Genomic DNA, 3,384 nt, shown 5'->3' with positions numbered 1-3,384 from the left:
GAACATGGGCCGGAAAACTATGTGTAGCTGCTCACGCCCGAACGCGCCGCTTGCCCGCGTAATTGCTGATCAAATGCCGTCCCGCCAGCCGCGACTCTACATAGTTGAGAGCTATGCATAGGGGTCGTTAGGGTGAATTGGGGATTTCGACAACCCGTCATTCCTATCGCATATCACCGAGCGGAATCGAGCGACACCATTGGCCGACGAGGAGCCACCATCCGTCCAAATCTGGGGTCTGACATGTTGACGCGCACTGAAAACTACCCAGATTTCGCGGGGTCTGCGCGCTGAAAAGTACCCAGGTGATTAACCTCCGCCGCTTCCGTCGAGGAGCGGGGAACAGAGGAGATGATCACCATGAATCTGCTGGGGAAAGTCAGACGGTTGTACTACCGGGAAGGGCTCGCGCTTTCGGAGATCGAGCGTCGCACGGGGCTGACGCGCAAGACGATCCGCAAGTGGTTGAAGGCGCCCGAGGGAGTTGAGCCGAAGTACCGACGCAAGGTCGGCGACACCAAGATCGCGCCTTACGCGGCGCAACTGGTCAAGATGTTGGAGACCGATGCGCGGCGACCGCAACGGGACCGGCGCACGGCGCTGAAGCTGTTTGCGCAGTTGCAGACGCAGGGGTTTGACGGCAATTACAGCCGCGTCACCGAGTTCATTCGGCGCTGGAAGGCCGAAGGCGGTGCATCGGTCACGAAAGCCTTCGTTCCGCTGCAGTTCGAACCGGGTGAGGCGCACCAGTTCGACTGGAGCGAGGAGCATCTGCCCGGCGTCAATTACCTTGGCCGGTCGACGTCAATTATCCTGGCCGGTGGAAGCGAGGCATGAGGGGTTCAGCCTTTCGGCTTTGAGGTGTTGGGGTTGCGTTGCTCAGAAGGGGCGAGCCCCTTCTGAGCAACGCGGCGGCGGAAGCTCTCCACGTTCATCTCAAAGATCGTGGCGTGATGCACGAGCCGGTCGACGGTGGCCAGGGTCATGGCCGGTTCGGCAAAGACGTGGCCCCACTCCGAGAACGGCTGATTCGCAGTGATGGCCAGGCTTCTGCGCTCGTAGCGCTCGGCGATGAGCTCGAAGAGCACTGACGTTTCGCCCTGATCGCGGCGAACGTAGCTGAAGTCGTCGCAGATCAGCAGGTCGAAGCGGTCGAGCTTGGCCAACTCGGCCGGCAAGCGCAGATCGCGCCGGGCGGCCTGCAGACGCTGCACCAGATCGCTCGTGCGGGTAAAGAGCACGCGGTAGCCGCGTTCGATGAGGGCGTGGCCGATGCTGGCGATCAGGTGCGTCTTGCCGACACCTGGTGGTCCGAAGAGCAGGATGTTCGCGCCTTGTTCGAGCCAGCTGTCGCCCTCGGCCAGCGCGGTGACGTGCGCCTTGGAGACCGTCGGCACGGCCGCGAAGTCGAAGGCCGACAGGCGCTTGTCCGGCGGCAAGGCGGACTCGGCGCGGTGGCGGTCGATGCGGCGCGTCTCGCGCTCATGCATTTCGTGCTCGCACAGGGCGGCCAGAAACCGCTCGGCCGGCCAGCCCTCGCGGTTCGACTGCTCGGCCAGCGCGAGCCACAGCCGCTTGATGGTGGGCAGTCGCAGCTCGGTGAGCATCATGGGCAGCGTTGCCGTCTCGATGGCGCTCATACCGCCACCTCGTACAGTCCGTCGTAGACCGACAGCGCGGGCAACGACACGGTGACCGCCGGCAGGGATGTCTGGCGGGGCGCGAAGCGCGCCTCCAGACCCTCGAGATCGGGCAAGGTGCCCGCCTGCAGCAAACCCCCGAGGATCTGCGCGAGCTGAACCTCGCACGCGCCGCGTGCGGCCAGATCGAGCAGTCCCACCATGAGCTTGCAGGCCTGACGCTCGGGCACGGTCTCGATCAGGCGCTCCCAGGTCTGCCGGTACTCGGCGCGGGGGAACATGTCATCGCGCAGCGCCCAACGGGCAAAGGCGCCGGGTTTGCGCTTGAGCGCGGGTAGCAGATGCCGGTAATCGACCTGCTTGCCGCGCTGCTTGCCCGCCGGCACCGTCCCGCGCACGCTCTCGAACACGCACACCCCGCCCAGCCAGCCTTCGACGCGCTCGGGGTAGAGGCGAAACTGGAGTCGGTGACCAATCAGGCGCGAGGGCACGCTGTAGAGCACGCGACGGAGGCTGACGGTGCTGAACTTGGTCACGCGCGCTTCGATCTCCTCGTACTCGCTGGTCCGGCGCACCGGTAGCGCGGCGAGCTGGCTGCGTTCCTCGGACAGCCGCGTCTGGATGCGCCGGTTCAGCCGAGCGACGACCTCTGCGACGAAACGCCGATAGTCGGCAGTCGTGGCGAACTCGCGGTGTCCGCGCAGCAGCAGCGCCTGCTCGAGCGCGCTCTTCAGGCTGCCCTGACGCGATTCGATGGCGCCGTTCTCGTGCGACTGGCCGAGATTGTTCCGGCTCGGACGCATGCCATAGTGCCGGCACAGATCTTCATAGCGGCGCGTGAGCGTTTGCGCTTCGGCCAAGTTGTTGAAGGCGGCTGACAGGCTGTCGGTACGATGTTCTTCGGGCACCCCACCCAGGGCCCAAAGGGCATTCTGCAGACCCTGCGCCAAGGCGGCGAAGCTCTCGCCGCCGCACACCAGTTCGGCATGACGCCAGCCCGAGTAGGCCAGCGCGAACTGGTACAGGCGATGCGCCAAGTGTTCGCCGCCCACCGTAATCCTGAGTTCGTCGCACAGCGTGAAGTCCGACAGGGCCAGGCGGCCCGGTGGATTGGCTTGCGAGAAAAACACCTCCTTCTCGTGTCCGTGCTCGGCGCGCCACATGCGGATCCGGCGTTGAAGCGTGCGCAACACGCCGTCGCCGAACACCTCACCGTGACGGCGCTGCAACTCCTCGAGCAACGTTCGGCCCTGCAGCCCGGGCTCTCGCTCGAGCAAGGGCACCAGCTCCTGCTCCCAGACGTCCGCCAGCGGATCGGCGCGCGTCCGCCATCTCCTCGGTCCGCGCTGTGACGGCAACCCGTCGGTCTGCTCGATGCGTCGTGCCGAGCGCACGCTGATCCCCATCCGGGCCGCCGCGATCTGCTGCGTCGCCTGCCTTCTTGCTTCCTTGTATTTGCGCACTTGTTGGTCCGTGATCTTCTTGCCGGGCACCGAGCGCCTCCCAACGCCTGTCGTCAGAAGAGCACTCTATCCCTCGCTTCCGGACCTTCCCGGCAACAGATCCAACCGGCCAAGATAGTTGTCGTCGACCGGTCAGGCTAATTGTCGCCGGCCAAGCATCTGGTCATCGGTGGGGTGTGGCGCAAGGTGCTCGTGGCGCACCTGAAGCTGTGCTATAGCCGTGCCTTTGTCGTGCAGGCGTATCCGACGCAGAGCCACGAGATGCTGTTCGATGCGCACGC

At 65.1% G+C, this 3,384-nt stretch carries 3 protein-coding genes; 1 reads left to right on the top strand and 2 read right to left on the bottom strand.

The features are described from left to right. Positions 1 to 360 precede the first annotated feature (360 nt). Positions 361 to 837, top strand: a complete 477-nt coding sequence (locus GH664_RS22065) for a hypothetical protein (RefSeq protein ID WP_228111674.1) — start codon at positions 361 to 363, stop codon at positions 835 to 837. 5 nt (positions 838 to 842) lie between these two features. On the opposite strand, the gene istB is transcribed toward GH664_RS22065, so the two are convergent. Next, entirely contained in the window at positions 843 to 1,640 is a 798-nt protein-coding gene (istB, locus tag GH664_RS22060) for an IS21-like element ISAZo16 family helper ATPase IstB (protein WP_153170252.1), read from the bottom strand. After that, positions 1,637 to 3,133 carry an IS21 family transposase gene (gene istA, locus GH664_RS22055; RefSeq protein ID WP_153170251.1) on the bottom strand — a complete coding sequence of 499 codons (1,497 nt, stop codon included), beginning with the start codon at positions 3,131 to 3,133 and terminating at the stop codon, positions 1,637 to 1,639. The genes istB and istA overlap by 4 nt, the downstream gene beginning before the upstream one ends. Between the last annotated feature and the right edge of the window lie 251 nt (positions 3,134 to 3,384).

The organism is Thauera sp. 2A1, from assembly GCF_009469595.2.
Lineage (GTDB): Bacteria > Pseudomonadota > Gammaproteobacteria > Burkholderiales > Rhodocyclaceae > Thauera.
Note: the sequence above shows the minus strand (reverse complement) of the source record. Positions and strands in the feature narration are given on the sequence as shown.

Bases quoted from the DNA above. Each gene is read 5' to 3' on its own strand.
- istB (WP_153170252.1), bottom strand. From the start codon at position 1,640: ATGAGCGCCATCGAGACGGCAACGCTGCCCATGATGCTCACCGAGCTG.
- GH664_RS22065 (WP_228111674.1), top strand. From the start codon at position 361: ATGAATCTGCTGGGGAAAGTCAGACGGTTGTACTACCGGGAAGGGCTC.